Below are 25564 nucleotides of genomic sequence, written 5' to 3' on the forward strand. Positions count from 1 at the left end.
ACCGGCCGGCGATCCGGCGACGACGATGGGCCCCGTGGTCAGCGATGTCCAGTTCGGGCGTGTGCAGCGGCTGATCGGCATCGGCATCGAAGAGGGCGCTTCATTGGTGACGGGCGGCCCCGGACGTCCCGATGGACTCGAACGCGGCTATTACGTGAAGCCGACGGTGTTCGCGAACGTGCATCCGTCGATGACGATTGCGCGCGAGGAAATCTTCGGCCCGGTGCTCGCGATCATGCCGTATCGCGATGAGGAAGACGCGATCGCCATCGCCAACGACACGCCTTACGGACTCGCGGCTTATGTGCAGTCGAAGGATCAGGAACGTGCGCGGCGCGTGGCCATGAAAATGCGCGCGGGCAGCGTCTACGTGAATTATCCGGTCTGGGATGCGGGCTCGCCGTTCGGTGGCTACAAGCAGTCGGGCAATGGGCGCGAATATGGCGAGTGGGGACTGGAGGCGTTTCTCGAAGTAAAGGGGATCGTCGGTTACGGGGCGTAGTCGGGCATGTGCGTTGCCGGCTCGCGTCCGTCACGCGCCGTGCCACGCAACACATCCGCCACGCGTTCCGCGATCATGATCGTCGGCACGTTTGTGTTCGCGCACGGAAGCGACGGCATCAGCGATGCATCGCACACGTACAGGCCTTCTATGCCATGAACCGCGCCGCGCGCATCAGTTACGGCCAACGGATCGTTCGATGCCCCCATGCGGCACGTTCCCGACGGATGCCAGGTGCCGCCCACCGAACGCTTCACGAACGCCGTCATCGCGTGATCGTCTTCGAGCAGTTCGTCGATGGTCACGCCCTGCGTCACGACATGCTTGATCAACCGGCCGCGCAACGGTCCCGCGAGATCGAGCAACGCGCTCAACGCGCCGCGCTGCACCGCGTTCCATGTTCCCGGAACAGCCACCGCGGCCACGCGTGGCGAATAACTCGACGGAAAGATCGCATCGCGATACGCATTCATCGATGGCGATGACAAAACGGAAGCGCCGAAGCGCAACGCAAGCTTGAGCCGTTCGAGATCGCGCGAATCGGAGAGCATGGCGAAATCGACATCGGGTTCATCGAATGCACTCGCTGACGCAAGCGTCACGCGCCCGCGCGAATACGACTTGTTGACCCAGAAGAAGATCGTTCCCAGTCGATATCCAACCGAGTGCCAGCCAGAGCGCGACAGGATCGCGCCATGCATGTCGCCTGGAACGGTATTCGGCAAGCCGGAAGAGAAGCGCACGATCGCCTGCTCGTGATGTTCGTCCGGAAACGGCGTGCGCGCTGCGCGCGGGAGATATGCGGACACGGCAATCGACGGATGCTCCATCAGATTGCGCCCGACGCCCGGACGATCAGCGAGTACATGGATGCCGAGCGAGGCGAGTTCATCGGCGGGACCGATCCCGCTTCGCATCAGCAATGCAGGACTATGAATCGCACCCGCCGATACGATCACGCGATGCGCCTTCAGTTCTTCACGTGTGCCGTGCGCGTTCACGATGCGCGCGCCGATTGCACGCTTGCCGTCGAACAGAATGCGCTCGACGACTTCGCCGGTGCGTATCGTCAGGTTGCTGCGTGCGCGCACGGCATCGTCTAGATAGCAGACTGAAGTCGGAATGCGTTCGCCCTGCGCACTGACCGCGATCGAACCGATGAAGGTGCCGTCTTGCCAGGGCCCGTTCTGATCATCGTGCAATGCATGACCGCTTTCGGCAAGCGAGCCAAGGACCGCGCGCACGAATGGCGATATGCGCGGCCATGCCGTTCGCTGGATACGCACGGGGCCATCGCTGCCGTGCAATGCGCCGCTGAAGTCGCAATCCGTTTCGAGCGCGCGAAAGTAGGGCAGGCATGTTTGCCAGTTCCAGCCCGATGCGCCGAGCGCTTCCCATTCGTCGTAGTCGGCGGGAGCGCCGCGATTGGCCATCAGTGCGTTGATGGCCGAGCCGCCGCCCAGAAGACGTGCCTGTTCGTAGCGTCGCATGGCGGCGCTGCGGCTCATGCGCGCTTTCAACGTTTGCCAGATGTTGCGCGCGTCGAGATACGCGCGGCCCGGATAACGGCTGCGAATGGCATCGGGCATCGTGTGCGCGGAGATATCGCGGCCCGCTTCGACGAGGCATACGCTCGCTCGCGCATCTTCGGAAAGGCGCGCGGCCAGCACGCAACCAGCGGAGCCGCCCCCCAGAATAAGATAGTCGAACACGTGAGGCACTCAAAGCCGCACTACTGCATGAACTTGAGCCAACGCGCCTTCGCCTGAATGCCCGGCTCCGACGCCCACCAATCCTCCGACAGCAGCGCCTGCTTCGCCGCATTCGCTGGCGCGCTCGGCAATTCGGCGGCGCGTTTGTCGGTGATCTTGCCGGTTTTGAATGCTGCCGGATTCCCCGGGCCGTAGTCGATATACAGCGGCAGATTCGCCTGCAATTCCGGCGATAGGGCCGCGTTCAGGAAGCGCACGGCATCGTTCAGATTCGGCGCGTTCTTCAGGATGCAAAGCTGCGTGTTCTGCAGAATGCCGTCGTTGAACGTAAAGGCGACGTCCGGATCATCCTTCATCACGGCGCTTGCGCGGCCATTCCAGATCATCGTCATATCGACTTCGCCGTCGTGCAGCAATTGCGCGGACTGTCCGCCCGAGGTCCACCATACGGTGATGTTCGGCTTGATCTCTTCGAGCTTCTTGAACGCGCGGTCCACGTCGAGCGGATAGAGCTTGTCGCGCGGCACGCCATCGGCGAGCAGCGCGGCTTCGAGCACGGTCATCGGATCGTTGCGCAGCGCGCGCGTGCCGGGAAAGTTCTTCACGTCCCAGAAGTCCTTCCAGCTTTGCGGCACCTTCTTGAGCGTCTTCTTGTTATAGCCGATGACGGTCGAATAGAACTCGTACGCGACCGAATAAGGCGTGCGGTATTTCTCCGGGACCGTTGCCGCGTTGGGAATCTTCGAAAAGTCGAGCTTTTCCACCAGACCTTCTCGTCCGCCGCGCAGGCAGTTGGAAGGCGGCGTATCGACGACGTCCCAGATCGGCTTGCCCGTCGCGCCTTGCGCCTTGATCTGTGGCCACGCGTCCGGAATGCTGTCCTGATTGATCGTGATGCCGAGCTGTTTCGCGGCGGGGTCGAGAATCGCCTTGGTCTGCGCTTCCTGATACGCGCCGCCTTGCGACACGAACGTGATCTTGCCCGCCGCGGATGCGGGCGCCGCACTTGCGATGGAGAGCAGCAACGTCATGGCGAGCGGGCGAACGGGGAAGTGCGTGCAACGGAACCTTGCAATGTTCATCACGGCGTTTTCCTCGACAAGGTTGAAGCGGATGTCTTGCGGATCGCGCGATCCCGCTTGCTTCGACCGAAAGCGAGGACGGCGCGTGGATGACTAAAAATATATTGAGTCAAATACGCGGCGGCAACGCCGGAATTGTTGGAGCGACCATGACCTGATGTTATGTCAGTGCAATGGTCGCATCCCGTCGCGCCTTAAGAAGACGTTTGGCGCAACTGTCGCCTTGCTCTGTCGAGATTGCTTTGCGCTTCCGTGTAACACGCAATAGACAAACTGATGCCCGTGCAACGTTGAATCGAATTGCTCGCGCTAGTCTCGCCGAGGCTAGGATTCCCGGGCGACCGGCAGATAGAGAATCACGCCGGGATCGAGAGATTGCCCCAGCGGGCGCCGAACGAAGTGATGGGTTTCTGCTAGCGCTCCCCGATCAGCAGCGCGGTGCATCGCCATCAGCGTCGCGCGGGACGCTGGCGCGCGCTCGGCGCGCGCTTGCGATTCGCTTCGGCATATTCGCGGATCATGTCCGTCAGCGCTCGCAGCCCGGCTGGCACGTGGCGCCGTCCGGGAAAGTAGAGGCAGAGCCCGTCGAGGGGCGGCGTCCAATCTTCCAGCACGCGCACGAGCGTTCCGGCCGCGAGTTCCGTGCTCACGTTCCATTCGGTCAGGTACGCGAGCCCGAGCCCCGCGCGCGCTGCAGCGAGCATCAGGCCGGGTTCGTCGAGTGTGAGCGTGCCGTCGCCGTGGATGCGCAAGGTTTCGCCGTGACGCTCGAACTCCCATTGGTAGATGGAGCCGCTCGGCATTCGGCTGCGGATGCAGCGGTGCGCCGCCAGATCCGCGGGCGTGCGCGGCGGCGGGTGTCGGCCGAAATAGTCCGGGCTGCCGACTACGGCGAAGCGCTGCCGTTCGCCAAACGGCACCGCGATCATGTCTTGCGGCACGGATTCGCTCAGACGGATGCCCGCGTCGAATCCTTCGACCACGATATCGATGAGCCGGCCTTCGGTGACGATATCGAGCTTCATGTCGGGGTAGCGTTGAAGGAATGCGATGAACAAGCGGCATCACCTGACGCGCCGCGCCCGCTGATGTATTGATGCGCAAGGTGCCCGACGGCTGGTCGCGGAAGCTGCCCGCCTGATCGAGCGCATCGCGGATGGCCGAGAGCGCGGGCGCGACGTTCTGCACGAACTGCGCGCCCGCCTCCGAGAGCGACACGCTGCGCGTCGTCCGGTTGAAGAGCCGCACGCCGATGCGGGCCTCGAGCGCGGCGACCGCGTGACTCAGCGCGGACGTCGAGATGCTCATCTCCCTTGCCGCCGCCCGGAAGCTGCGATGCCGCGCGACCGCCAGCACCGCTTCGAGCTCTCCCATTCCAGAGGTCTTCATTGTGCTAAATCGTTCAATAGGTCATGCCGGATTGTACGGCTAGTCGAATTAATCGAAACGCCTTATCTTCGTTTCAAGTTAATGACTAACGAAACGAATCATGCAGATCATCGACCGAATCTATATAGACGGCGCTTTCGTCACGCCGCACGGCGAGGAGCTTTTCGACCTCGTCAATCCCGCCACTGAGCGTGTGATCGGCCGCGTGCGGCTCGCCGACGCGCAAGACGCGCGCCGCGCCGTCGCGGCGGCGAAGCGGGCATTTTCAGCGTTCTCCCGCACGGACAGGCGCGAGCGCATCGACATGCTCAAGCGCCTGCACGCCGCCGTCGTAGCGAAAGAAGATGCGCTTTTCGAGGCGATCGTCGAGGAGTATGGCGCGCCGGTATCGCGCGGGCGCTGGATGGCGCGGCACGCGAGCAACGTGCTGATCGAGGCGGCTAGCGTGCTCGAAGACTACGCGTTCGTCCGTGAGGCGGGAACCGCCAGGGTGGTGATGCAGCCGCTCGGCGTGGCCGGGCTGATCACGCCTTGGAACAGCGACGCGGGCTTCATTTGCGGCAAACTCGCGGCGGCGCTCGCGGCCGGCTGCACGGCGGTCGTCAAGCCGAGCGAGATGAGCGCGATCCAGACGCGCGTGGTCACCGAGGCGCTGCACGACGCGGGGCTCCCCGCGGGGGTGTTCAACATCGTGACCGGGCGTGGCGAGACTGTCGGCGCGGAGATCAGCGCGCATCCGGATATCGCCAAGCTGTCGTTCACCGGCTCGACGCGCGTCGGCAAGACCATTCTGCGCACCGCCGCTGACACGCTCAAGCGCGTGACGCTGGAACTGGGCGGCAAGTCGCCGACGATCGTGCTCGACGACGCGGACTTCGATGCAGCCGTGCCGCTCGCGCTCGATGCAGGTTTCATGAACAGCGGGCAGGCATGCATCGCGGGCACCCGCATCCTGGTGCCGCGGGCGCGGCTCGCGGAGTTCGAGCATAAGATCGTGCGCGCGGTCGCGCAGATCCACTCGGGCGATCCGCGGGATCCGCGCACGGGCATCGGACCGATGGTCAGCGGCAAGCAATGGGAGCGCGTGCAGCACTATATTCGCATGGGCATCGAAGAGGGCGCGCGGCTGATTGCGGGCGGCGAGGGACGTCCGGACAACGTGGGCGCGGGCTGGTTCGTGCGTCCCACGCTCTTCAGCGACGTGCGCAACGACATGACCATTGCGCGCGAGGAGATCTTCGGGCCGGTGCTGTCGATTATCGCGTATGGCGACACGGAAGAAGCGATCGCCATCGCCAACGACACGCCCTACGGCCTGCAAGCCTACGTGTGCTCATCCGACACGGTGCGCGCGAACGCCGTTGCCGCGCGCATCGAAGCGGGGCGCGTGCTAATCAACACGCTCGCTCACGAGCCCGCCGCCCCGTTCGGCGGCTTCAAGCAATCGGGCATCGGTCGCGAATACGGTGCGTTTGGGATTGAGGCATTTCTCGAGCCGAAGGCGCTGCTTGGCGCCCGCTAGCGCTCAGCCCGACGCCGCGCGCGCCGTTTCCTCGCCGAGCAGAAGCGGCAGTTCCAGCAAGGTGCGATGCGCGCCGCCCTTGCTATGACCGCGCCCGTATACGTTCCGGGGCTCTTTGCTGCCGGGACGCTCGACCTTGATGGCTTCGGCGCCGGGTGCCGCGAGGCAGCGCCCCACGTACGGGCCCGCGAGAAAGTGGCTGTATGGAACGACTTGACGAGCACGACGACCAGATCGACCGTACCGGCCTCGGCGGCGCGTCTCGTTGCGCGGACCATGACATGCCGCGAACCGTTGGCGTCGTCGACCCGCAAACCTTCGCGGCGGATGGCTTCGACATGCGCGACCGATCGGTTGAGCAGCCACGTCTCGTGACCGGCTTCGGTAAGCGCAGCGCCGATGGCGCAGCCCAGTGCGCCGGCACCCAGCATCGCAATCTTCAATGGTCTCTCCTTGAATGGCGTCCACGATACGAGTTGCTGTTCATATCGGCAATGCAATGGCTACAATGACATCATTGCATTGGGCGATAACACCATGTCTTTCGCCTGAACTGCCATTGTGCAGGTTTGATGCTGGAAGGCCGCAAGGGGGCGTGAGTGTGAGCTCGCTGATGCCGGGAGTTGTAGTCCTGCGGCGCCACGCCGCCAACGTCAGCAATCCGCTTGGCTGCTGACGTAGAACGCGGCTCGTTCCAACGTCCGCACTTCTGACTAACGGATCGCATAAGTCTCTCAACTGCAATAGTTATTCGGAAAAGCGCGCATAGCATCCGGGAAACGCTTCGTTTGATCGGGGTGGGGACGAACGTACCATCATTCGTTCAACCTTTTCCCGATCATCCCCGCCCCGCATGCCCATGAACGTGCCCCGCTATCCTTCTGCTGCGCTACGGCTCGATGCCGGCGCGCCTTCCGAATGGGACGAAAAGCGTACCAACGATGCCCGCGCGCTCGTCGACCTGCCGACCCGCGAAGCGGCGCAGCCAGGAGCGCTCGCGTTAAGCGCACTGCGTTCGCGCGGTCTGCGTATCGGCGTGCCGCTCGCGTTGATCGTCCTGTGGCAGCTTGCCTCGTCGCTGCAACTCGTCGCGCCCGAGACCTTGCCGCCGCCGACGGTCATCGTCGCGGCACTGAAAGAACTGATCGCGGACGGCGAACTGCAAAGCGCGATTGGCGTGTCGCTCGTGCGCGCGGCGACGGGCCTTGCCATCGGCGGCGGTATCGGTCTTTTGGCCGGCCTGTTCGCGGGCCTGTGGCGCGTCGGCGAAGAGATCGTCGATGCGCCGCTGCAGATGCTGCGCACCATTCCGTTCATTGCCCTGATTCCGCTCTTCATCACTTGGTTCGGCATCGGCGAAGGCGCCAAGGTCGCGGTGATTCTTGCGGCCACGATCTTCCCGATGTATCTCAACACCTACGCGGGCGTGCGCGGCGTCGATCCGAAATTGCTCGAAGCGGCGCGAGTGTTTGGCCTGTCCAGCCGGCAAGTGGCGCTGCGCATCATTCTGCCGACGGCGCTGCCGTCGATCCTCGTCGGCGTGCGCTATTCGAGCGCCGTCGCCTTGCTCGCGCTCGTCGTCGCCGAGCAGATCAACGCGCAGAACGGCATCGGCTACATCCTCGTGAACGCGAACCAGAATCAGCGCGCAGACATCATCATCGCGGGCATTCTGGTGTATGCGGCGCTCGGCATTATCACCGACCTCTTGATGCGCGCGCTCGAACATCTCGCTCTGCCGTGGAGGCCGCGTTTTGAACTCGCGTGACATGGAACGTTTCGACGCGTTGCATCAGCGCGAATCCGCGCTCGAACTCGACGGCGTGAGCCGCGTGTTTTCCGGGCGCGCGGTGCTGAAGGACGTCTCGCTCGCCATCAAGCGTGGCCAGTTCGTCTCGATGCTCGGTGCCTCGGGCGCGGGCAAGACGACGTTGTTGCGCATCCTCGCCGGACTCGACCGCGCCGACAGCGGCCGCGTGCGCGTCGCGGGGGCGCGCTCGGTGGTGTTCCAGGAGCCGCGTCTCGTGCCCGCGAAGCGCGTATGGGAAAACGTCGTCATCGGCCACGACCGCCTGGGTGCGGCGAAGCCGTCCGCGCTCGCCGCGCTCGACGAAGTTGGCTTATCGCGCCACGCGCAAGGCTGGCCGAAGACGCTTTCCGGCGGCGAGGCTCAGCGCGTCGCGCTCGCGCGTGCGCTCGTGCGCGAGCCGAAGCTGCTGCTGCTCGACGAACCGTTTGCGGCACTCGATGCGCTGACGCGCATCCGCATGTACGAACTCGTCGCGCGTCTGTGGCTCGCGCATACGCCTGCGGTGGTGCTTGTTACGCACGACATTGACGAAGCCATTCTGCTTTCCGATCGCATCGTCGTGCTGTCGCAGGGCGAGATCAGCGCGGACGTGACGGTCGATGTTCCGCGTCCCCGTTCGCGCGGCGACGAGCAGGCCATCGCGTTGCGCGCGCGGCTGCTCGCGGAACTCGGCGTCGGCGACGATGCATTGCAGGCCGCGTCCGGAAACGCGGCATAAAGACTTCATCCACTCGGATCCCACCTTCATGCGCCTCAAGAAACGCTTCATCGCTTTATTTGTCACGAGCTTCGTCGCGGGGTCGTCGACATCGTTCGCGCAAGGCGAACCGCTGACGCTCACAATCGGCACGCAGGATGCCGCATGGCCGCTGATCGTCGAAGCGTCGCACGTGCTCGACGGTGCGCCGTACAAGGTCAAATGGGCCGTGCTGACCGGTCCGGCGGCGCAACTCTCCGCACTGTATTCGAAGGTGCTCGACGTCGGCCTGATGGGCGATACGTCGCTGATCATCGAACAGGGCAACGCGCGCACGCCATGGACCGCGGAGACCGCGCCGTTGCAGATCGTCGCGGGCTGGCGCAATCCGGACAACAGCTATCCGCCTATCGTCACGGTCGTGCGCAAGAGCGCCGACGTCAAGAACCTCGCCGATCTCAAGGGCAAGACGTGGGGCTATAACTTCGGTGGCTTCAACTATCTGCAATACGTGCTCTCGTATGTGAAGGCCGGACTCAAGCCCAAGGACTTCGAAGCCGTCAAGTTTGGCGACGGCAACGTATCCGCGTCCGCGTTCAATGCGGGGCAGGTCGCGGTCTATTCGGGCGGCTACGGCCCGGTCAAGGAAGCAGTGGACAAAGGCGATGCACGCGTCATCATCAAGAGCGACGAACTCGAAATTCCGGCGTTGTCCGTGTTCGCCGCACGCACCGACGTCCTGCGCGATCCGAAGAAGAGCGAGGCGCTCGGCGACTTCCTCGGCCGCCTGAAGAACTCGTGGACGTGGTGGGCGCAGAACGTGCCGGCAGTCGAGAAGATCTATCTCGAGAAGATGAAGCAAAGCCCGGCGCGCGCAAAGTTCTCCGCTGAAAACGGCCGTTCTCTGTTCTATCCGCTCGACAAGGAACTGGTGGCGCGCGAGCAGAAGATCGCGGACACGCTCTACAAATCCGGCGACATCAAGAATCAGATCAAGGTGGACGTGGAGTTCAACCCGGTGTTCGACAAGCAGGCCGTCGCATCGCACTGAAGCCTCGCAGAAACGGCGTGCCTCCGGTATCGAGGCACGCCGCTCGTCCTTTCGGCACCATCAGGCGTTGTCGAGCTTCGTGTATGGGTTCGCGTAAGTGAACGGATCGCAAATGAGATCGTTCAACGCATACTGCCCGACCGCGTGATATTTCCACCGCACGCTGTCGTGCAAAGTGTGCGTGCGCGCATTGCGCCAATGCCGGTCGAGATTGTGCTTCGAGAGCGTCGATTGCGTGCCCGCGAGCTCGAACAGCTTGTTCGATGCATCGAGCGCGAAACGCGTCGTGACGATCTTCGCTTCCGCCGTCGCGACGATGGCGAAGGCGACGGCCTCGCGCGGCGCATCTTTGTCGCGCGCCCGGTCGATCGACTCGGCGGCGCGCGCGGTCAGCGCCTCGGCCGCATGCAGATCGACCGTCAGTGCGCCGATGTCGCGAAGCGTGTACGGATCGCCGGTCGCATGCGATGCCCCGCTGCCGCGTGCCGGATGCGCGAGCGCGTGCAGTAAGCGCTTCGTCTCATCGAGCGAGGCGCGGCCGATACCGAGATCGATCGCCGCATGGAGCACCTGCGACACGGCATTGGCCGCATCGATATTCGCATGCCGTCCGCGCGCGACGATCTGCAGCGCATCGAGTTCGACCTCGTCGAGCCGCACCTGACCGCTCGCGGTCGTGCGCTGGCCGAAGCCCGACCAGTCGTCGATGACTTCGACGCCGCGCGCATGCCGCGCGACGAAGGCGGTCACGGGGAGGCCGTCGTCATCGCGCGCGGCGACAGGAATCCAGTGCGCGAAGAGCGCGCCGGTCGAATAGACCTTGCGCCCCGTCAGCACGAATCGGCCGCTGTTTGCGCAGCGGCGCACGCGTGTTTCGTGTTCCGAGGGCAAACGGTCGCCCGGTTCGGCGGTCGCATTGCCGAAGCGCTCCCCGGCGAGCGCGCGTGAAAAGAAGAAGTCCTGCTGACTCGGGGTGCCGTCGTGACGCAGCCGTTCGAGCGTCGCGAAGTGATTCTGCGGAATTTGCCCGAGCGACGAATCCGCCGCTGAGATCGTATCGAACACCTGCGTGATGGTGCGCACGGAGACATCGATGCCGCCGAATGCGCGCGGCACGCCGATGCCCCATAAACCGCTCGCGCTGAAGACTTCGACTTCGTTTAGCGGCAACCGGCGATCGCGATCGCGCGCGGCGGCGCCGACGGCAAATTCGGCGGCGAGACGCCGCGCGGTTTCGATGGCTTCGTCGTCCGAGCGGAGAAGCGCCGCGCGCGTGCGTTGCGTGTCCTGTGTCATGCGGTTCGTGTCCTTTCGATGTTCATGCGGCATGCGCCGACGACGCATACTGGCTGGCCGGCCGCGGCAGGCCGAGATGATCGCGCAGCGTCGTGCCTTCGTAGTCGCGGCGAAAGATGCCCTTGCGCTGCAGGATCGGCACGACGTGATCGACGAATGCGGCGAGGCCCGAAGGAAACACGTCTGCGTTGAGGTTGAAGCCGTCCGCGCCGCGTGCTTCGAACCATTGCTCGATATCGTCGGCGATCTGCTCGGGCGTGCCGACGATCATCCGGTGGGCGCCGGGGTTACGGTCGAGCAGATCGCGCACTGTGAGGTTCTCGCTCTTCGCGAGCGCGACAGTCGAGTCGATGAAACCGCGTGGCAGGTCCGAACGCGCGACCTTGCCGATGAGGTCGTAGGGCAAGGGCGCATCGATCGACAGATCGTCGGGCGCGAGGCCAAGCGCGCCCGCAAGCCGCGCGATTTCGCGATCGGTATCGAGCAGCGCATCGAGTTCGGCCTTGCGTTCGCGCGCCTCGCGCTCCGTTCCGCCGACGACCGGATACAGCCCCGGCAGCAGCAGGAAATGATCGGGATCGCGGCCATGCGCGCGCACGCGGTCTTTCATCTCCGCATAGAAGGCTTGCGCGGTCGGCAGCGTGGTCTGCGCGGTAAAGACGGCATCGGCAAAGCGTGCGGCAAGCGCACGGCCGCCTTCCGACGAGCCGGCCTGCACGAGCACCGGCCGTCCCTGCGGACTGCGCGGCACGGACAGCGGCCCGCGCACCGAAAAGTACTTGCCGCGATGCTCGATCGCATGCACACGCGAGGGATCCGTATAGCGGCCCGACGAGCGGTCGGCCACGAAGGCACCGTCTTCCCAGCTATCCCACAGCTTCGTCACGACCTCGACGAACTCCTGCGCGCGCGCATACCGTTCTTCGGTCGAGAGCGGAATCTCGTGGCTGAAGTTCGCGGCGGCGTGCGTGTCGTAAGTCGTCACCGCATTGAACGCGATGCGCCCGCCGCTCAGATGATCGACCGATGCGAAGCGGCGCGCGAGATTGAACGGATCGTTGAACGTGGTCGATGCCGTCGCGATCAGGCCGACGTGCTGCGTCGCGCTCGCGAGCGCGGTCAGCAGCACGGTCGGTTCCAGCGCCTGCGACGGGCCTTCGGCGTGATTGCGCAGCGACAGCGTATCGGAGAGAAACACCGCATCGAGCTTGCCGCGCTCGGCCGTCGCCGCGATCTCCTTGAAGAAGTTCAGGTCGATGATCGAACGCGGATTGCCGAGCGTGCGCCAGCCCGCCGGATGCCGCCCGACGCCGGTGATGTTCGTGTTCAGATGAAGTTGCCGCGGCCTCGTGGTGGTCATGTCGTCGTGTGAAGAGAGTTGGATCCAGCGAAGTCGCGACGCAGGCCCGCTTCTACGAGCAAGGGCAGCACAGCTTCACCGAAATAGGCGAGATCGGGTTCGAAGTCGAAAAAGGTCAATTGCACGCCGTCGCATCCGGCGCGTTTGAGCGCGACGAGCTTGTCGACGATCTGCTCGGGCGAACCGATCAGATGCAGATTGCCGCCGAGGATGCGCTGCTCGCGTTTGTGCTTCGCCCACGCTCGCGCGTCGCTCCGCCTGCCTTGCCCGACGAAGCCGTCGAGCGCGCCTTCATCGGCGTGCGCGACGATGGCGTCGCGGTACGCATGCGCCTCGCGCTCGGTCGGACGGCACACGATCGTCGGGTTGATCAGCGTGCGTACGCTCCGTTTCACGCGCGCGGCGCCGTCGCGAATCTTCGCGGTATGCGCGGGCAAGGCGCCGATGGCGTCGTCGAAATCCGCGCCCGCCGGACTCGTGATGAAAATGAGGTCCGAATGACGCACCGCATAGTCGATGCCGGCATCCGAGCCGGTCGCGTTGACCAGCACCGGACGGCGATAACGCGGGCGCGGGCTCACGAAGGCATCGTCGAGCTGCCAGCGCGGGGTGCGGATCGTCAGGTTCGCGTCGCTGCGCCAGAGCGTGTCGAGCACGCCGACGAATTCCGCCGCGCGTGCATAGCGCTCGTCATGCTCGATCATCGGCTGGCCGAACATCGCCCATTCGGTGGAGACGTGGCCGGTCACGAGATTGATGCCCCAGCGCCCGTTGGAGATGTGATCGAGCGTCGCGCCGAACTTCGCGAGATGCAGCGGATGCCAGGGGCCGTATAGCGCATGCACCGTCGAGATCAGCAGAATGCGCTCGGTGATCGCGGCGAGCGCGCTCGTCGCGATGAACGCATCGAGCGACTGCTCGCGATACTTCATCTGGCCGCCGTGGCCGTTCTTGCCGAGCCATTGCGCGAGTCCGAAGACGAGATCGAAGCCGAGCGCTTCGGCCTGCTTCGTCAGGCGCGCGTTGTAGTCGAAGCGCCAGTCGGTGCCGCGCGGCAGCGTCGAGATGGACCAGCCGCCGTTCTGGATCGGCAGAAAAAGGCCCAGAATCAGCGGCTGCTGGAACGCCGCGTGCAGCGGACTGCCTTCGATGTCCGCCGGGCCCGATGAGCCGTCGAACGCAGGGCTCATGCCGCACGCCCCGCGATTTCGGCGAGCCGTTCGCGGCTGCGGCGCGCGGTGGACGTTTCGAAGTCGAGCACGTCGATGGACGCGATCGCGTCGCGATTTACCTGTTCGACGAGTTGCAGTTCCCAGGCGAGGTACGCGTTCATTTGCGCGGCGACCTGATCCGGCTCTGCGTGATACGGGCTGTACCACGCGTCGTCGTCGCCGGTCAGGTTGCCGGCGTCGCCCGCCTCGTGCGGCAGCCCGAGCGCAAGCCAGCGGCGCGTGCCGCCGATCAGCGCGGACACGCCGCCGCGCGTCTGCGCGATTTCTGCCGCGACGAGTCCCGCGAGCACGCCGTCTTCGGACGTGAGCACGATCAGCGTGTCGCGCGGCAGATCGTTCAGATGCGCGAGAACCGCGCTCGCCGCGACGAAGCGCGCTCCCTTCACATGGGCGCGGCGGAATGCGAGGCTGCTGTCGATATCGATGGTCTGCACCGTGCCCGCTTCGATCTCGCGCAACAACGCATCGGCTTCTATCCAGCGCGTGCGCGCGCCGTGCGGACGCACGCGCACGGCCTGCGCACCGGCTTCGACGTGCTCCGCGACGAGCGACGCGCTCGCGGCATCGTCGAGCACGCGGACATCGAGATAGCCCAGTTGCTTGAGCCACGACGCAGTCATGCGCGCGCGCACGCCGTCGTCGTCGCGCAGCACGACGCGCGCATGCAGCGTGCCGACGTATTCGTCGGTCGCCTGCACGAGCTGTCCGCCGGGCGCGTTCTGCCAGCCTGCCGGATGACCCGCTTCATATTCGAGCGGATCGCGCACGTCGAAGCGATACAGCGTGCGTTCGCCGCTTTCGCGTTCGAGCGCGGCGAGCGTCTCGCGGTCGATGACCGGCACATACGCGCGGCGCGCAGCGGCGGCGGCGAGTTCGCGCGCGGTCGCGAGCGCCTGGCCTTCGGGGCGCGGCGCCGTGCGGATCTTGCCGTGTTCGAGCTCGAGGCCTTCGAGCAGCCACGACATCGAGCCGCCCGTGAGCGCGGCGACCGGGTTCGGCACGCCCGCATTGATCAGCGACTGTGCACCGAGAATGCTGCGTGTGCGGCCCGCGCAGTTCACGACGATCAGCGTATCCGGCGAAGGCACCGTGGCCAGCGCGCGATAGACGAGTTCCGCGCCCGCGCAATCGATGCCGCCGGGAATGCTCATCGTGTTGAATTCGCCGAACGGACGCGAGTCGAGTACGACGAGATCGTCGCCGGCATCCTGACGGGCTTTCAACGTCAAGGCGTCGATATTGGGCGTATGCAGCTTGTGCTCGATGACTTCGCCGAATGCCTTGCCCGGCACATTGGTGCCCGAAAAAATTTCGAAGCCCGCCTGCGCCCAGCCTTCGACGCCGCCTTCGAGTATCGCGACGTCGGTATAACCCCAGCGTTCGAGCAAAGCGGCTGCGCGCGGCGTGTACTCGCCGCTGGTATCGACGAGAACGATGGGTGTGCCAAGGCGCGGCACGAGGCGATCGATCAGCAGGCCGATGCGGCCCACCGGCGCAACAGACGAATAGAACAGACGCTTGCGCGCGCAGACGCCTTCCTCGCGCACGTCGAGCACGGCGAGTTCGGAGCGTTGAGCGATGAGCGTGCGCAACTGCGAGGCGGATACGGAACGGGACATGAGAGAAAAGTCCTTGAAAGTAGGGAGCGGTATCGAAAAATCAGGCGTAGGGCGGGCCGCCGCCATCGACATAGAGACGCGTGCCGGTGACGAAGCGGGCATCGTCCGAGAGCAGATACGTGACCGCCGCCGCGACGTCGCCGGGCGTGCCGGGGCCTTGCAGCGCGGTGAGACGCGTGGGTTCGGCATCGGCCTGACCGGTCGCCATCGACGCGAAGCGCGGGGTCTCGATCGGGCCGGGCGCGACCGCGTTGACGCGCACGCCATGAGGCCCGTACTTGCGCCCGAGGCCCTGCACGAGCAGATCGAGCGCGGCGTTGACGCTCGAACCGGGGAAATGGTTCGGCGGCGGTGCAATGCCGCCGCGGCCGGAAATCGCGACGATCGCGCCCTTGCCCTGCGCGATGAAGCGCGGCAGCGCCGCACGGATCGGCCGCACAGAGCCGAGCAGCTTCGCATCGATGACGCGTTGCCAGTCGTCGTCGTCCAGGTCGAGAAAGTCGCCGAACGCGCCGACGTTCGTGCTGAGCACGAGGCCATCGAGACGGCCGAATCGTTGGTCGATGTGCGCAAAGGCCTCGCGTACGCGCCTGTCGTCGGCGACGTCCACGGAAAGCGGGACGACGCGGGGCAAGTCCGTGAAGAGCGGGGCATCGACGTTGCGCGAGGACGCGACGACATGCGCGCCCCCGAAAGCGAGTCTTCGCACGACGGCCGCTCCGAGCGCGCCGAATGCGCCTGTGACCCAGAAAACCCGGTCATTGAACTGGTCGTGACTGGACATGGACTGAACATGGAATGAAAGCTCTCCATGTTGGTCGCTCGTCTCGCCAGGACGAACGGATCATTTCGCGAAAGCTCTGCATGACGGGTCCACTGAGGTATCCACGACAGGCGTAATGGGTTTTGCAGCGACCGCTCAAATTGCTTAGCTGATTAACTTGGTTGGCGCGATGCGGCCTCTCTCCTAGTGTGTATCGCTGCGAAATGCCGGCCGGGACAAAGAGCGCGCACCATGAACAGACATCTCCATTTCAACGCGTTTCACATGAATGCACCCGCGCATTCGTGGGCCGGCTTCTGGCGGCATCCGCGCGACCGTTCTCTCGAACACAACACGCTCGACTACTGGGTCGAGCTTGCACGGACTGCCGAGCGTGGCCTGTTCGACGGCGTGTTTCTGGCCGATGTCTTCGGCATCTACGACGTCTATGGCGGTGGCGTCGACGCGACCCTGTTCGCCGCTGCGCAATCGCCCTCGCACGATCCGATGCTGACGGTGCCCGCGATGGCGCATGCGACCAAGCACTTGGGCTTCGGCGTGACCGTCAATCTGACGTACGAGCATCCGTATCAGTTCGCGCGGCGCTTTTCCACGCTCGATCATCTGACCGGCGGGCGCGCGGGCTGGAACGTCGTCACCGGATATCTGGAGAGCGCGGCCCGCGGCATGGGACTTGAGAAAGCGCGCGAGCACGATGAGCGCTACGCGGCGGGCGAGGACTTCCTCGAAGCCGTCTACAAGTTATGGGAAGGAAGCTGGACGGACGGCGCGGTCGTGCGTGACAAGCGCACGGGCAAGCCGTACACGGACCCGTCGAAGATCCGCCGCGTGTCGCACGAAGGGCCGTACTTTCGCGTCGATGGCTTCAACCTCGCGGAGCCCTCGCCGCAGCGCACGCCGGTGTTGTATCAGGCCGGGGCATCGGGACGCGGCAAGGCGTTCGCGGGCAAGCACGCGGAATGCGTGTTCCTCGAAGGCCAGACGCCTGCCATCGTCGCGGCGGCGGCGCGCGACATCCGCAAGCATGCCGTCGATGCCGGCCGCGCTCCCCACGACGTGCTCCTTTATCTCGGCGCGACGGTCGTGGTGGCCCGTACATCCAGGGAAGCGCGCGAGCTACACGCCGAATACGCGGAATATGTCGATACGCCCGGTCAACTGGCACTCGTGTCGGGATGGACCGGCATCGACTTCGCGGCGATGGATCTCGACGAGCCGATCCGCTTTGTCAAGAGCAACGCGCTGCAATCGACCGTCGAAAACCTGACGAAGCGTGCCGGGCGGCCGATCACGCCGCGCGACATGACGCGCTTCGATCAGATCGGCGGCCGCGGCCCGTTCATTGTTGGCGATCCGCGAGAAGTGGCGGATCAGCTCGTCGCGTGGGCCGATGAAACGGGCGTCGATGGCTTCAATCTGCGGCGCACGGTCATGCCGGAGAGCCTGCATGCGTTCGTCGATCTGGTCGTGCCGGAGTTGCAGAGCCGCGGCCGTTACCGCGCGGCCTATGCGGACGGCACCTTGCGGGAGAAGCTGTTCGCGGGCGGCGGGCCCCATCTGCGGGACACTCATCCCGGTGCGCGTTATCGGGCGGCCTGAGGAGCGCCGCCCGCGATGCGGTGCGCAACTGCCTGGGAAAGTCGCGCGCTTTTCTCAGATCACGAAAAAGCCGTGCGTGCCGTCGCGGTCCAGTTGCGCGACGAGGCCATACTCCCAATCGAGATACGCCTGCATGGCTTCGCGCGCATTGCCGACGCCCTCATAGGGACGGCGATAACGATCGATGGGCGGCGATGCGAGCTGCGACGCTCCGCCCTCGGTCGGCAGTGCCGCGCGTGTCCACGCCGCATTGCCGCCATCGAGCACGGACACAGACTTGCCGGTCAGTGCGGCGACATCCGCGGCGGCGAACGCCGCCAACGCGCCCGAGCCGCAGGTCAGCACGTAGCGCCGCGCGTCGGGCAGATTGCGCAAATCGTCGTAGCCGGGCGCGAGGTGCGAACGCAAGATCCAGTGCGCCGCGGGAATATGCGCTTTCACGAACTTCGCGCTTGGCGCGACGTCGAGCAGCACCACGCCGTGCGACGGATCGTCGAGAAGCGCGGCAAGGGCCTGCGGCGAAATCGTCGGTAAAGGCGCGGGCTGCGGCCGCTCGGGACGATACGGGCCGGTTTCCGTCAGGTCGCCGCGATTCGCGCCATCGACGACATAAGTTTCGATGTTCATCTGCGCGAGCCATGACGCGGTCATGTTCGCGCGCACGCCGTCGTCGTCGAAGAGCACGACGCGCGCGCCGTGCACCGGCGCATACATCTCCGTTTCCTGCACGAGCTGGCCGCCGGGCGCGTCCCGAAAGCCGGGCGCATGGCCGGCTTCGTAATCATCCGGCGTGCGCACGTCGAAGCGATACGTCGTGCGCGATGCTTCGCTCGCCCAGCGCGCCGCTTCGTCTAGCGAGGTGCGGCGCACGCCGGCGCGCGTGGCGAGCGCGTGCGCCGACCGGCGCGATGCATCGAGCGTATGCGGATCGCGTCCTGCATCGATATCGAAGCGCCGTTCGCTGCCGTGTTCGAGGGTCTTTCCCGCGAGCGTCCAGCCGATCGTGCCGTTGCGCAGGGCTGCGACGGGGTTCGGCAGCTTGGCGTTGACGAGCGATTGCGCGCCGATGATGCTGCGCGTCCTGCCCGCGCAGTTCACGACGATGCGCGTCGCCGGATCCGGCGCGAGCGCACGTGCGCGCAGCACCAGTTCCGCGCCGGGCACGCTGACGCTGCCGGGAATGTTCATCGTGCGGTATTCGCCGAAGCGGCGCGCGTCGAGCACGACCACGTCCGCGCCGCTCTTTTGCAAGGCGTCGAGCGCTTCGGCCGAAAGCGATGGCGTGTGGCGCCGCGCTTCCACGAACTCGCCGAACGCCTTGCTCGGCACGTTGACGTCGCGGAACACTTCGCCGCCTGCGCGAATCCAGCCGTCGAGGCCGCCCGCGAGCAGCGCGACCTGCCTGAAGCCGAGTGCGGCGAACCGCTCGAAGGCGCGTGCCGCGAGTCCTTCGCCGTCGTCGAACAGCACGATCGGCACGTCGCGGCGCGGCAGGCGCGTGCAGGCATCGAGTTCGATGCGGGCAAGCGGAAAATTCGCTGCGAACAGCGGATGACACTGCGCGTGCGGATCTTCCTCGCGCACGTCGAGCAGGGCGAGCTCCCCTTTGGAAAGGAGCGTTTCGCGCACGTCTTCATACGTGCGCAGCGGATAAGAGGTCATTCCGGCAGATTCGATGTGACGGGTTTACTGGACGTTCACGCGGCGTTCGAGCCAGCGCGTGAAGCGCGAAACCGGATAGCAATACGCGAAGAACACGACGAGCGTGGCGACATACGTGAGCACCGTGAAGCTGGAACGCGCGACCGTGCTGCTCGCGATCTGCGCGGTATCGATCAGATCGTGGATGCCGAGGAGCGAAGACAGCGCCGTGCCCATCGTGATGATCGCATACACGTTCGTCCACGGCGGCAACATGCGGCGCGCGCATTGCGGCAGCACGATATGCGTGACGCTCGTGCGCAATCGACGCGCCGCGGACTTCGATGCGCCGCCACGCGCGCAGGCATGGATCGCGCCGCCGGTGGCCGCGCAACGATTGCGGGAGGGCGCGGCGGGCTTCGTCGCGGGATCGAGCGCGGCGTACCGGAAGGGTCATCCGGCGGGCGCGGAGTGGGTCAACCGCGCGCGTCTCGATGCGGTCATCGACACGTTGCGCGAGAAACAGGCCGCCGTCGTGTTCGGCGACGACGACACGCTCGCTTCGCTCGTCGCGATCGATCTGCGCGAACGCGTGCCGGACGCGCAGATCGAATGCGTGCGCGGCGGCGTCGCGGCGTGGCGCGCGGCCGACTTGCCGGTGGATGCCACGCCGCAGCATCCCGCCGACGAAGCGCGGATCGACTATCTGTTCTGGGCGCACGATCGTCACGAGGGCAACGTCGCGGCGATCACGAAGTATCTGCAATGGGAGGAGCAGTTGCCCGCGCAAATCGGCGATGCTGCGCGCGCCGGTTATCGTCTGCACAGGCCGCGTTGATGCGGGCGCGTCGGGTGGCGCGCGCTAGCACGCCGTGGCCGATCGAGAGCCTTTTCCGCGCACGGAGGATCAGTAACGATCGTCAGCGTCGCGCGGGATCGTCGTCAGAAGCGTTCTCGTGAAAGATCTCCATGTCGACGGTTCTGCCGTCATCGCCGAACGCGCGCGGCGCCCGGCGCAGCGCGCGCGTCTTCCACCAGAGATAGCCGACGACGATCGTGCCGACCCCGAAGAGGATGGCGAGCAGGATCAGCGACAGCATCGCGGCCGCGACGAGCACGATCACGCTCAGAACGACGGCCAGCGACCGGCCGAGCCAGCCCGGGCCGCCGGCCTGGGTTTCATTCTTGTAAGCCACACGCCGTGGCGATTCGCCGTTCTCCATTACTTGTTTCTCCGCTGCGGTTTGACGACTATCGGAATGCGGCGATCAGCGATCCTCCGCCTGAATCCGAGCCGCTGACGTTGTGCGTGCAAACGTCCTCAATGATAAATCGCTTCGGAATACGCCGATGTTTGCCTCCGCCAGCGCATTCACGGATGCTCGCGCGATGAGGGTAATCCCGCACTCGCAAGCGTCGTCCGCACGGCAACCAATTACCGTCGAACGAGTCGGATCGTGTGAAACGTGACGCGCCGCGTGACGCCGCGCGCCTGGCGCTCGTCGATTAAGGCCCGACGTTTTCTCCAACGCTGTTACCGGTAACGTCTGCGATTGCACGAGCCACCCAACAGTCGCTATACTGGCTCCGCGATCGAGTGGCCTGACCACTACGATTGGCCTGACCGCAGGACGAATCAAGCAGACAGACTGGAAGCGTCGCATCGGCACTCCGTCGATGCGCCCGGAAGGGGCGTGCTGTAGATAAAGTCGCTCAGCGCCTCTCGACAAGAAAAATGAAAGGAGACGACTCGATGTTCCGTAAAGGAGTGCAGGTGAGAGCCGCGCTGGCGCTCGCCGCTTGCGCGCTCGCAGGCGGCGCGCACGCGCAGGTCGCGACCGGCGACACCGCGCAGAAGAAGATCGCGTTATCGAACAGCTTCGCGGGTAACGCGTGGCGGCAGTCGATGCTCAAGAGCTGGAGCGCCGTCGCCCAGCAGGCGGTGGCCGACAAGAAGATCGCGGCCGCGCCCGCGTTCACGACCGCCGAAAATCAGGTGACGGAACAGGCGCAGCAGGTTCAGAACCTGATCTTGCAAGGCTATAACGCGATCGTCATCGACGCGGTATCGCCGACCGCGCTCAACGGTACGATCAAGAAAGCCTGCGCCGCGGGCGTGGTCGTCGTGTCGTTCGATGGCGTCGTCGACGAGCCGTGCGCGTATCGCGTCAATTTCGACTTCAAGGGCTGGGCGGAGCAGGGCGTCGACTATCTGGCGACGAAGCTCGACGGCAAGGGCAACATACTGGAAGTGCGCGGCGTGGCAGGCATTTCCGTCGACAACCTCATGCACGAGGGCGTGCTGGAAGGGCTCAAGAAGCATCCGGGGCTCAAGCTCGTCGGCTCCGTGAACGGCGACTGGACGCAATCGGTCGCGCAGAAGGCGGTGGCCGGCATTCTTCCGACACTGCCGCAAGTCGATGGCGTCGCCACCGAAGGCGAGATGTCGTTTGGCATCGCGCAGGCGTTCAAGGCCGCGAATCGTCCCGCGCCGCCGATGATCATCGGCAGCACCTATCCCGAACTGCAATGGTGGAGCGAGCAGGCGAAGACCGGTTATGAGTCGCGCTCGCTGTCGAATCCGCCGGGCGCGGTGTCGTTTGCGTTCTGGGTCGCGCAGCAGGTGCTCGCGGGCAAGAAAATCCCGAAGGAAGTGACGATCAACGTGCCGCTGCTCGCCATCTCGCAACAGGCGTTGCCGGCGAAGCTCGCCGCGACGCCACCGGGCGGCATCGCCGATGTGACGTACACGCTGCCGCAGACCGTGGCCTTGCTCGACAAGAAGTAAGCATGTGACGTCGCCACGCATGGAGGCATGTGAATGAGCGCAACACCCGGCACAGAGGAACAGCGCGCGCTGATTCGCTTCGAAGGCGTCGGCAAGACCTTCGGGCGGGTGCGCGCGCTCGCGGACATCGACTTCGCATTCATGCGCGGCGAATGCGTGGGTATCGCGGGACACAACGGCGCGGGCAAATCCACGCTCATGGCCGTGCTCGCGGGCGTGTATGCGCCGACGCAGGGCCGCATCGAAGTGGACGGCCAGAACGCACCGCACTACGACGCCAACGCCGCGCGCGAAGCCGGCGTGCGCTGCGTATTTCAGGAGCTTTCACTGTGCGCAAACCTGACGGTCGCGGAGAACATGACGATCGTGCATCCGCGCTTGCGCGGACGCGGCTGGCGGCGCAGGGCCACGGCGCTCATGCGCGAGAAGCTCGAAGAAATTTTTCCGGGTAACGGGCTCAAGGGCAACGAACTCGTCTCCGATCTGACGCTCACGCAACAGCAGATGGTCGAGATCGCGCGCGGGTTCACGGTGACGGACGCGCCCGTACGTCTCGTGATCCTCGACGAGCCGACGTCCTCCCTCGATGCCCATACCGCCGATCAACTGCTCGCCTTCGTGCGGCGCGCGGCGCAGCGCGGCATCACATGCCTGCTCATCACGCACATGCTCGGCGAAATCGAGCGCGTCGCGGATCGCGTCATGGTGATGCGCGACGGCGGCATCGTCGGCGTGCTGCCGGGCAGCGAGGCGAACCGGGCGTCGATCATTCAGGCGATGGGCCAGCATCTCGAAGCGGAGAAGACGCCGGCCGCCGCGCGCATGCGCAACGAACAGCGCGACGAAAAGCCTTTTCGCTGGCACGTCGGCGCGAGGAAACATACGTCGATCGAGGCGTCGCGCGGGGAGATCGTCGGATTCGCGGGACTCGCCGGGCAAGGTCAGACTGAAGCGCTGCTTGCCATCTACGAGGCAGCGACGGGCCACGGCGCGGGGCGCATGAAAGCCGCGTTCGTGGCGGGCGATCGCGGGCGCGACGGCGTGTTCCCGGTGTGGTCCATCGCGCAGAATCTCGATTTGCGGTGGCTCGTCGGCGGCGCGAAACGCAAGCACGGTCTCGTCGATCTCGCGGCGGCGCGCGCGCTCGTGGAAGCGTGGCGCGCGAAGATCGGCATACGCGGCGCGCCGATGAGCGCGGGCATCCTGTCGCTTTCGGGCGGCAACCAGCAGAAGGTGCTGTTCGCGCGCGCGCTTTCGTCGGACGCGCAGCTCATCCTCATGGACGATCCGACGCGCGGCGTCGATGTCGGCACCAAACGCGACATCTACCGGCTCGTTCACGACGAAGCCGCGAAAGGCCGCACCTTCATCTGGTACACGACGGAAAACGAAGAGCTGTCGCATTGCGACCGCACGTATGTTTTTCGCTCGTCGGCGGTGACGCGCGTGCTGCATGCCGACGAATGCACGGAAGAAGCGCTGCTCGCCGCAAGTTTCGAGGAGCAGGCCGCATGACATCCGCGCGCATCACGTTCCGGGACACGCAAGCGCGTCTGCGCGCGCTGCTTCCCGCCATCTCGCTCGTCGCGGTGCTGGTGCCGATTCTCGTCATGCAACCCACGGTGATGAGCTATTTCGGATCGAGCCTGCTGCTCAATCTCGCGGTGCCGATCGTGCTGGCCACACTCGCGCAGCTCGCGATCATCACCGTCAACGATCTCGACTTGTCCATCGGTCCGTTCGTGAGTCTCGTCGCGTGCATCGGCGCGACGCTGCTCGTCAAGCAGCCGTGGCTCGGCGCGCTCGCGCTCGCCGCCTGTGTGCTCGCGTATGCCGCCGTCGGCGCGCTGATCGAACTGCGCCAGATTCCGTCGATCGTCGTGACGCTCGGGCTGTCCTTCGTGTGGAGCGGGCTTGCGATCGTGCTGCTGCCTTCGCCGGGCGGCACGAGCCCCGGCTGGCTCGGCACGGCGATGAGCTATCAGACGCCGGTCATCGCCGCGCCGATCGTGTGGTCGGTGCTGATCGCCATCGTCGGACACATTCTGCTGATGCGCACGTCGGCTGGCGTGCGCATCCGCGGCGCGGGCGGCAATCCGCGCGCGATGCGGCGCTTCGGCTGGTCGCTCGTGCGCAGCAAGGCGACGCTCTATGGCATCGCGGGCGTGTTCGGCGTGCTGTCCGGCCTTTCGCTGCTCGGGCTCACGACGTCCGCCGACGCGAATCTCGCCCTGCGCTACACGCTGCTTTCGATTGCGGCGGTCATACTCGGCGGCGGCGAATTCGTCGGCGGGCGCGTATCGGTCATCGGCGCGGTGCTCGGTGCGATCACGCTCACGCTCGCGGCGTCGTTCCTCGCCTTTCTCAACATTTCGGCGGATTGGCAAGTCGGTATGCAGGGCGCGATCCTGATCGTCGTGCTGTCGTTGCGCGTGCTGCTGCAACGCGGGGAGCGGCAATGAAATCGCAGACATCGGGCGAAGCGCTCGCCAACAACGACACCGCGTGGGCGCGGCTCAAGGGCATTCAGGCGCCGTGGGCGTGGTCCTTCGTCGGCACCGTGCTCGTGTGGTTCGGCATCGTCGGCATCTTCGGCTTCGGCATCGCGAGCAATGTCGCGCAGACGGCCCTCACCTACGGCGTGTTCATGGTGCTGGTCGGTCTCGGGCAAATGCTCGTCATCACCTCGGGTGTCGGCAACATCGACCTATCGGTGCCATCGACGATCGCGCTCGCGGGCGTCGTCGGCATGCACGCGATGGGCGGGCTCAACGGCCAGATCGCGCTCGGCGTGGCGGCGGCGCTCGGCGTGGGCGTGGCGGTCGGGCTCGCGAACTACACGCTGATCCGGCTGCTGCGCATTCCGCCCATCATCGCGACGCTATCGTCGAGCTTCATCATTCAGTCGATCGCCATCACGCAGGGGCGTCAGCTTCCGCCGCCGCCGCCCGCGCTCGGCGCGTTCGCCACGAGCCGGCTCTTGTATGTGCCGTATATCGCGCTCGTCGCGCTCGCCTTGTCGGTCGCGCTTGCCGTGCTGCTTCATCGCGCCGTGTATGGGCGCAGGCTTTCGGCCATCGGACAGAATCCGCGCGCGGCGTGGCTTGCGGGCGTGAATGTGCATCGCACGCGGTGCCTCGCCTACGTGCTTTCGTCGATGATCGCGGCGCTCACGGCGCTTCTGCTCGCGGCGACATCGGGCGGCGCGTCGCTCGATATGGGCGTCGAGTACATGCTGATCTCGATTGCCGTGGTCGTGATCGGCGGCACGCTGGTCACGGGCGGCAAGGCGACGATCGTCGGCGTGTGGGGCGCCTCGATGTTCCTGTTTCTCACGAACGCCGCGCTCAACGCGGTCGGCGCCGATGCGGGCGTGCGCTCGATCGTCTACGGCGTGCTCATCATCGCGGTGACGGTCGCGGCTGGCGGAAAGCCGGCGCGCTGACATGGCAATCCACAAGGACGACACGAGGACGACAC

The 25564-nt window shown here is 65.5% G+C and carries 20 protein-coding genes and 4 pseudogenes; 11 read left to right on the forward strand and 13 right to left on the reverse strand.

What is annotated here, in order from left to right; all coding sequences use genetic code 11:
- A partial coding sequence (locus NCR38_RS33315; protein ID WP_250478509.1) for an aldehyde dehydrogenase family protein occupies positions 1 to 502 on the forward strand: 502 nt, incomplete at its 5' end.
- Here NCR38_RS33315 and NCR38_RS33320 read toward each other — a convergent pair.
- From NCR38_RS33320 to NCR38_RS33330, 3 genes and pseudogenes are all read right to left on the reverse strand, one after another.
- Positions 490 to 2214, reverse strand: coding sequence for a GMC family oxidoreductase (locus tag NCR38_RS33320; RefSeq protein WP_061116958.1), 1725 nt, complete (start codon positions 2212 to 2214; stop codon positions 490 to 492). The two genes, NCR38_RS33315 and NCR38_RS33320, sit on opposite strands and share 13 nt — an antisense overlap.
- 20 nt (positions 2215 to 2234) lie before the next feature.
- Entirely contained in the window at positions 2235 to 3296 is a 1062-nt protein-coding gene (locus tag NCR38_RS33325) for an ABC transporter substrate-binding protein (RefSeq protein ID WP_061116959.1), read from the reverse strand.
- Positions 3297 to 3745: 449 nt separating this feature from the next.
- Positions 3746 to 4685, reverse strand: a pseudogene (locus tag NCR38_RS33330) (LysR family transcriptional regulator).
- Between the two features lie 100 nt (positions 4686 to 4785).
- Here NCR38_RS33330 and NCR38_RS33335 point away from each other — a divergent pair.
- Positions 4786 to 6207 carry an aldehyde dehydrogenase family protein gene (locus NCR38_RS33335; protein WP_250478510.1) on the forward strand — a complete coding sequence of 474 codons (1422 nt, stop codon included), beginning with the start codon at positions 4786 to 4788 and terminating at the stop codon, positions 6205 to 6207.
- Positions 6208 to 6288: 81 nt separating this feature from the next.
- Here NCR38_RS33335 and NCR38_RS33340 read toward each other — a convergent pair.
- A pseudogene (locus tag NCR38_RS33340) lies at positions 6289 to 6423 on the reverse strand (CoA transferase); the annotation flags it as partial.
- A pseudogene (locus NCR38_RS33345) lies at positions 6408 to 6650 on the reverse strand (ketopantoate reductase family protein); the annotation flags it as partial. The pseudogenes NCR38_RS33340 and NCR38_RS33345, both read right to left, overlap by 16 nt.
- 416 nt (positions 6651 to 7066) lie before the next feature.
- On the opposite strand from NCR38_RS33345, the gene NCR38_RS33350 reads away from it, so the two are divergent.
- The 3 genes from NCR38_RS33350 to NCR38_RS33360 are packed head-to-tail and all read left to right on the forward strand — an operon-like array spanning position 7067 to position 9765.
- Positions 7067 to 7975 (forward strand): ABC transporter permease, encoded by a 909-nt coding sequence (locus NCR38_RS33350; protein ID WP_061117253.1) that lies wholly within the window; start codon positions 7067 to 7069, stop codon positions 7973 to 7975.
- A gap of 1 nt (position 7976) precedes the next feature.
- Positions 7977 to 8735 (forward strand): ABC transporter ATP-binding protein, encoded by a 759-nt coding sequence (locus NCR38_RS33355; protein ID WP_061116962.1) that lies wholly within the window; start codon positions 7977 to 7979, stop codon positions 8733 to 8735.
- Positions 8736 to 8763: 28 nt separating this feature from the next.
- Positions 8764 to 9765: an ABC transporter substrate-binding protein gene (locus NCR38_RS33360; protein WP_061116963.1), complete on the forward strand. Its 1002-nt coding sequence runs from the start codon at positions 8764 to 8766 to the stop codon at positions 9763 to 9765.
- Between the two features lie 60 nt (positions 9766 to 9825).
- Here the strand turns inward: NCR38_RS33360 and NCR38_RS33365 are convergent, their stop codons facing one another.
- Genes NCR38_RS33365 through NCR38_RS33385 form a run of 5 tightly spaced genes read right to left on the reverse strand, consistent with a single transcriptional unit; the run spans position 9826 to position 16056 of the window.
- Complete coding sequence (locus NCR38_RS33365) at positions 9826 to 11061, reverse strand: SfnB family sulfur acquisition oxidoreductase (protein ID WP_061117254.1); 1236 nt, start codon at positions 11059 to 11061, stop codon at positions 9826 to 9828.
- 22 nt (positions 11062 to 11083) lie between these two features.
- Positions 11084 to 12421 carry an LLM class flavin-dependent oxidoreductase gene (locus NCR38_RS33370; RefSeq protein ID WP_061116964.1) on the reverse strand — a complete coding sequence of 446 codons (1338 nt, stop codon included), beginning with the start codon at positions 12419 to 12421 and terminating at the stop codon, positions 11084 to 11086.
- Entirely contained in the window at positions 12418 to 13611 is a 1194-nt protein-coding gene (locus tag NCR38_RS33375; RefSeq protein ID WP_061116965.1) for an LLM class flavin-dependent oxidoreductase, read from the reverse strand. Before NCR38_RS33375 ends, NCR38_RS33370 begins: the two co-directional genes overlap by 4 nt.
- Positions 13608 to 15272: a rhodanese-like domain-containing protein gene (locus NCR38_RS33380; RefSeq protein WP_061116966.1), complete on the reverse strand. Its 1665-nt coding sequence runs from the start codon at positions 15270 to 15272 to the stop codon at positions 13608 to 13610. The genes NCR38_RS33375 and NCR38_RS33380 overlap by 4 nt, the downstream gene beginning before the upstream one ends.
- 40 nt (positions 15273 to 15312) lie before the next feature.
- A complete protein-coding gene (locus NCR38_RS33385; protein WP_250478511.1) occupies positions 15313 to 16056 on the reverse strand; it encodes an SDR family NAD(P)-dependent oxidoreductase in 744 nt (247 codons plus the stop codon).
- Between the two features lie 231 nt (positions 16057 to 16287).
- On the opposite strand from NCR38_RS33385, the gene NCR38_RS33390 reads away from it, so the two are divergent.
- The gene (locus NCR38_RS33390; protein WP_061116968.1) at positions 16288 to 17655 is read left to right on the forward strand and encodes an LLM class flavin-dependent oxidoreductase; all 1368 of its coding nucleotides are present in this window, start codon (positions 16288 to 16290) and stop codon (positions 17653 to 17655) included.
- A 54-nt stretch (positions 17656 to 17709) separates the two neighbouring features.
- Here the strand turns inward: NCR38_RS33390 and NCR38_RS33395 are convergent, their stop codons facing one another.
- Both NCR38_RS33395 and NCR38_RS33400 read right to left on the reverse strand, forming a co-directional pair.
- A complete protein-coding gene (locus tag NCR38_RS33395; RefSeq protein WP_061116969.1) occupies positions 17710 to 19317 on the reverse strand; it encodes a rhodanese-like domain-containing protein in 1608 nt (535 codons plus the stop codon).
- A 24-nt stretch (positions 19318 to 19341) separates the two neighbouring features.
- A pseudogene (locus NCR38_RS33400) lies at positions 19342 to 19602 on the reverse strand (amino acid ABC transporter permease); the annotation flags it as partial.
- Between the two features lie 10 nt (positions 19603 to 19612).
- Between NCR38_RS33400 and NCR38_RS33405 the strand changes: the two are divergent.
- Positions 19613 to 20134, forward strand: coding sequence for a hypothetical protein (locus NCR38_RS33405; RefSeq protein ID WP_143756295.1), 522 nt, complete (start codon positions 19613 to 19615; stop codon positions 20132 to 20134).
- 82 nt (positions 20135 to 20216) lie between these two features.
- Here NCR38_RS33405 and NCR38_RS33410 read toward each other — a convergent pair whose 3' ends face one another.
- A complete protein-coding gene (locus tag NCR38_RS33410) occupies positions 20217 to 20519 on the reverse strand; it encodes a hypothetical protein (protein WP_086960825.1) in 303 nt (100 codons plus the stop codon).
- A gap of 530 nt (positions 20520 to 21049) precedes the next feature.
- On the opposite strand from NCR38_RS33410, the gene NCR38_RS33415 reads away from it, so the two are divergent.
- The 4 genes from NCR38_RS33415 to NCR38_RS33430 are packed head-to-tail and all read left to right on the forward strand — an operon-like array spanning position 21050 to position 25529.
- Positions 21050 to 22084, forward strand: coding sequence for a substrate-binding domain-containing protein (locus tag NCR38_RS33415; protein WP_061117255.1), 1035 nt, complete (start codon positions 21050 to 21052; stop codon positions 22082 to 22084).
- Positions 22085 to 22117: 33 nt separating this feature from the next.
- Positions 22118 to 23599 carry a sugar ABC transporter ATP-binding protein gene (locus NCR38_RS33420; protein ID WP_061116972.1) on the forward strand — a complete coding sequence of 494 codons (1482 nt, stop codon included), beginning with the start codon at positions 22118 to 22120 and terminating at the stop codon, positions 23597 to 23599.
- On the forward strand, positions 23596 to 24546 hold the full coding sequence (locus tag NCR38_RS33425) for an ABC transporter permease (protein ID WP_061116973.1): 951 nt from the start codon (positions 23596 to 23598) through the stop codon (positions 24544 to 24546). Before NCR38_RS33420 ends, NCR38_RS33425 begins: the two co-directional genes overlap by 4 nt.
- A complete protein-coding gene (locus tag NCR38_RS33430; RefSeq protein WP_061116974.1) occupies positions 24543 to 25529 on the forward strand; it encodes an ABC transporter permease in 987 nt (328 codons plus the stop codon). The genes NCR38_RS33425 and NCR38_RS33430 overlap by 4 nt, the downstream gene beginning before the upstream one ends.
- Positions 25530 to 25564 lie beyond the last annotated feature (35 nt).

The organism is Caballeronia sp. INML1, from assembly GCF_023631085.1.
Classification (GTDB): Bacteria; Pseudomonadota; Gammaproteobacteria; order Burkholderiales; family Burkholderiaceae; genus Caballeronia; species Caballeronia turbans.

Coding starts and splice junctions, on each gene's coding strand:
- NCR38_RS33395 (WP_061116969.1), bottom strand. CDS start 19,317: ATGACCTCTTATCCGCTGCGCACGTATGAAGACGTGCGCGAAACGCTC.
- NCR38_RS33360 (WP_061116963.1), top strand. CDS start 8,764: ATGCGCCTCAAGAAACGCTTCATCGCTTTATTTGTCACGAGCTTCGTC.
- NCR38_RS33410 (WP_086960825.1), bottom strand. CDS start 20,519: ATGGAGAACGGCGAATCGCCACGGCGTGTGGCTTACAAGAATGAAACC.
- NCR38_RS33430 (WP_061116974.1), top strand. CDS start 24,543: ATGAAATCGCAGACATCGGGCGAAGCGCTCGCCAACAACGACACCGCG.
- NCR38_RS33325 (WP_061116959.1), bottom strand. CDS start 3,296: ATGAACATTGCAAGGTTCCGTTGCACGCACTTCCCCGTTCGCCCGCTC.
- NCR38_RS33355 (WP_061116962.1), top strand. CDS start 7,977: ATGGAACGTTTCGACGCGTTGCATCAGCGCGAATCCGCGCTCGAACTC.
- NCR38_RS33415 (WP_061117255.1), top strand. CDS start 21,050: ATGTTCCGTAAAGGAGTGCAGGTGAGAGCCGCGCTGGCGCTCGCCGCT.
- NCR38_RS33390 (WP_061116968.1), top strand. CDS start 16,288: ATGAACAGACATCTCCATTTCAACGCGTTTCACATGAATGCACCCGCG.
- NCR38_RS33420 (WP_061116972.1), top strand. CDS start 22,118: ATGAGCGCAACACCCGGCACAGAGGAACAGCGCGCGCTGATTCGCTTC.
- NCR38_RS33365 (WP_061117254.1), bottom strand. CDS start 11,061: ATGACACAGGACACGCAACGCACGCGCGCGGCGCTTCTCCGCTCGGAC.
- NCR38_RS33335 (WP_250478510.1), top strand. CDS start 4,786: ATGCAGATCATCGACCGAATCTATATAGACGGCGCTTTCGTCACGCCG.
- NCR38_RS33375 (WP_061116965.1), bottom strand. CDS start 13,611: ATGAGCCCTGCGTTCGACGGCTCATCGGGCCCGGCGGACATCGAAGGC.
- NCR38_RS33370 (WP_061116964.1), bottom strand. CDS start 12,421: ATGACCACCACGAGGCCGCGGCAACTTCATCTGAACACGAACATCACC.
- NCR38_RS33380 (WP_061116966.1), bottom strand. CDS start 15,272: ATGTCCCGTTCCGTATCCGCCTCGCAGTTGCGCACGCTCATCGCTCAA.
- NCR38_RS33385 (WP_250478511.1), bottom strand. CDS start 16,056: ATGTCCAGTCACGACCAGTTCAATGACCGGGTTTTCTGGGTCACAGGC.
- NCR38_RS33425 (WP_061116973.1), top strand. CDS start 23,596: ATGACATCCGCGCGCATCACGTTCCGGGACACGCAAGCGCGTCTGCGC.
- NCR38_RS33350 (WP_061117253.1), top strand. CDS start 7,067: ATGAACGTGCCCCGCTATCCTTCTGCTGCGCTACGGCTCGATGCCGGC.